This is a genomic window from Kitasatospora sp. NPDC127116, from assembly GCF_042677365.1.
GTDB classification, from domain to species: Bacteria; Actinomycetota; Actinomycetes; order Streptomycetales; family Streptomycetaceae; genus Kitasatospora; species Kitasatospora lactacystinica.
Genome location: NZ_JBHXTL010000275.1, coordinates 1 through 3275 on the forward strand (window position 1 = coordinate 1; position 3275 = coordinate 3275).

Below are 3275 nucleotides of genomic sequence, written 5' to 3' on the forward strand. Positions count from 1 at the left end.
GTCCGGAAGATCCCGGACGGCGGCGGGCCGCCGGAGCCGCCCAACTGTGTTTGCCTACATCATCCGCAGGATCATCGCGGCGGCGATTTTGCTGCTGGTCGTCAGCGTGGTCACCTTCGCGATCTTCTTCCTGCTCCCGCGACTCGCCGGAGAGACGGCCGACCAACTGGCCGCCCAGTACATCGGGAAGAACCCGTCGCCCGAGGCGATCGCCGCGGTCAAGCAGAACCTCGGCTTCGACCAGCCGCTGTACACCCAGTACTGGCACTTCCTCAAGGGGCTGGTCAGCGGCGCCGAGTACACGTTCGGCCCGGAACCGGCCACCTGTCACGTGCCCTGCTTCGGCTACTCCTTCAAGAACCACCTGGAGGTCTGGCCCGAGCTGACCAAGCGGATCCCGGTCACCATGTCGCTCGCCGCCGGTGCGGCGGTGCTCTGGCTGGTCTCCGGCGTCGCCACCGGCGTCGTCTCCGCGCTCAAGCCGCGCTCGATCTTCGACCGGCTCTCCATGGGCGTCGCGCTCGCCGGCGTCTCGCTGCCGGTCTTCTTCACCGGCGCGCTGCTGCTCACGCTGTTCAGCTACGAGTGGCCGATCCTGGACAACCTGCAGTACGTGAACCTCACCGACAACCCGCTGATGTGGGCCCGCAACCTGATCCTGCCCTGGATCTCGCTGGCCTTCCTCTACTCCGCGCTCTACGCCCGGCTCACCCGCGCCGGAATGCTGGAGACCATGAGCGAGGACTACATCCGCACCGCCCGGGCCAAGGGCCTGGTCGAGCGCAAGGTCGTCACCCGGCACGGGCTGCGCGCCGCGCTCACCCCGATCGTCACGATCTTCGGCATGGACCTCGGGCTGCTGCTCGGCGGCGCGCTGATCACCGAGCAGGTCTTCTCGCTCCAGGGCGTCGGCCAGTTCGCCGTCCAGGCGATCTCCGACAACGACCTGCCCAAGATCCTCGGCGTCACCCTGCTCGCCGCCTTCTTCATCGTCGCCTGCAACCTCGTGGTCGACCTCCTGTACGCCCTCGTCGACCCCCGGGTGAGGCTCTCGTGACCGACCTCCAGAAGTCCCCGGCGGACGCCGCGCAGACCCCGTCGGGCGACCCCTTCCTCTCGGTCCGCGACCTGCGGATCCACTTCGACACCGACGACGGCCTGGTCCGCTCGGTGGACGGGGTCAGCTTCGACCTCCACAAGGGGCGCACCCTCGGCATCGTCGGCGAGTCCGGCTCCGGCAAGTCCGTCACCTCGCTGGGCATCATGGGCCTGCACCGCTCCAAGCGGGCCCGGATCAGCGGCGAGATCCGGCTGAACGGCGAGGACCTGATCGCGGCCGGCCCGGACCGGGTGCGCCAACTGCGCGGCCGCGACATGGCGATGATCTTCCAGGACCCGCTGACCGCGATGCACCCCTACTACACGGTGGGGCAGCAGATCGTCGAGGCGTACCGGGTGCACCACCCCCAGGCCTCCAAGAAGCAGGCCAGGGCCCGGGCGATCGAGATGCTCGACCGGGTCGGCATCCCGCAGCCCGACCGCCGGGTGGACGACTACCCGCACCAGTTCTCCGGCGGCATGCGCCAGCGCGCCATGATCGCCATGGCGCTGGTCAACGACCCCTCGCTGCTGATCGCCGACGAGCCCACCACCGCCCTGGACGTCACCGTCCAGGCGCAGATCCTGGACCTCATCCGCGACCTCCAGGAGGAGTTCGGCTCCGCCGTCATCATCATCACCCACGACCTCGGGGTGGTCGCCGAGCTGGCCGACGACATCCTGGTCATGTACGGCGGCAAGTGCGTCGAGCGCGGCCCGGCCGAGACCCTCTTCGACGCGCCCGAACACCCCTACACCTGGGGCCTGCTGGGGTCGATGCCGCGGCTGGACCGGGAACTCCAGGACCGGCTGGTGCCGGTCAAGGGCACCCCGCCCAGCCTGATCAACGTGCCGTCCGGCTGCGCCTTCCACCCGCGCTGCCCGTACGCCGACCTGACCGGCGGGCGCTCCACCGGCGAGCTTCCGGTGCTGGCCGAGGCCGCGCCCGGGCACTTCGCGGCCTGCCACCTGGCGGCCGACGAGCGGCACCGCATCTTCGCCGAAGAGATCGCGCCCCGGCTGTGAGCCCGGCCTCGTACCACCTTTCTGGAGAGAACCGATGACGGACACTCAGGCGGCCACGATCCCGTCGCCGGCACCCGCCCCCGGCCGCGAGCCGCTGCTGAAGGTGGCCGGCCTGACCCGGCACTTCCCGATCCGCGGCGGGCTGCTGCGGCGCCAGACCGGCGCGGTGCGGGCCGTCGACGGCATCGACTTCACGGTCAACGCCGGCGAGACCCTGGGCGTCGTGGGCGAGTCCGGCTGCGGCAAGTCGACCATGGGCCGACTGGTCACCCGGCTCGACGAACCGACCGGCGGGACCATCGAGTTCGAGGGCACCGACATCACCCACCTGGGCGTCGGTGCGATGCGGCCGCTGCGCCGCGACATCCAGATGATCTTCCAGGACCCGTACTCCTCGCTGAACCCCCGGCACACCGTCGGCACCATCGTCGGCGCGCCCTTCAGGCTCCAGAACGCGGTGCCGGAGGGCGGGCTCAAGAAGGCCGTCCAGGAACTGCTGGAACTGTGCGGGCTCAGCCCCGAGCACTACAACCGCTACCCGCACGAGTTCTCCGGCGGCCAGCGCCAGCGCATCGGCATCGCCCGGGCGCTCGCGCTGAAGCCGAAGATGATCGTCGCGGACGAGCCGGTCTCCGCGCTGGACGTCTCGATCCAGGCGCAGGTGGTCAACCTGCTGGACGACCTCCAGCAGGAACTCGGGCTGACCTACCTGATCATCGCGCACGACCTCTCGGTGGTCCGGCACGTCTCGGACCGGGTCGCGGTGATGTACCTCGGCAAGATCGTGGAGATCGCCGACCGGGACTCGCTCTACCGCAGCCCGATGCACCCGTACACCAACGCGCTGATGTCCGCCGTGCCCGTCCCCGACCCGCGCCGCCGCCAGCGCGCGGGCCGCGAGCGCATCCTGCTCAAGGGCGACGTCCCCTCGCCGATCAACCCGCCCAGCGGCTGCCGCTTCCGCACCCGGTGCTGGAAGGCGCAGGACGTGTGCGCGAGCCAGGAGCCGCCGCTGACGGTGCTGGCGACCGGGCACCAGGTGGCCTGCCACTTCCCGGAGAACGCTCCGGAGAAGGCGTCGGCCGACGCCACGGCCTGAGGCCCTCGCACGTACGCAGGAGGCCGCCCGCCCCCGGACTTCCGGGGACGGG

3 protein-coding genes are annotated in these 3275 nt (G+C 70.6%); all 3 read left to right on the forward strand.

The features are described from left to right. Positions 1-46 precede the first annotated feature (46 nt). From ACFVHV_RS43520 to ACFVHV_RS43530, 3 genes are read left to right on the forward strand one after another with little or no spacing between them, the layout of a single operon-like run. Positions 47-1057: an ABC transporter permease gene (locus ACFVHV_RS43520; protein WP_380359380.1), complete on the forward strand. Its 1011-nt coding sequence runs from the start codon at positions 47-49 to the stop codon at positions 1055-1057. Further along, positions 1054-2124, forward strand: coding sequence for an ABC transporter ATP-binding protein (locus tag ACFVHV_RS43525; protein ID WP_359901503.1), 1071 nt, complete (start codon positions 1054-1056; stop codon positions 2122-2124). Before ACFVHV_RS43520 ends, ACFVHV_RS43525 begins: the two co-directional genes overlap by 4 nt. A 34-nt stretch (positions 2125-2158) precedes the next feature. After that, a complete protein-coding gene (locus tag ACFVHV_RS43530) occupies positions 2159-3223 on the forward strand; it encodes an ABC transporter ATP-binding protein (RefSeq protein WP_380359384.1) in 1065 nt (354 codons plus the stop codon). Positions 3224-3275: the final 52 nt, after the last annotated feature.

Coding starts and splice junctions, on each gene's coding strand:
- ACFVHV_RS43530 (WP_380359384.1), top strand. CDS start 2,159: ATGACGGACACTCAGGCGGCCACGATCCCGTCGCCGGCACCCGCCCCC.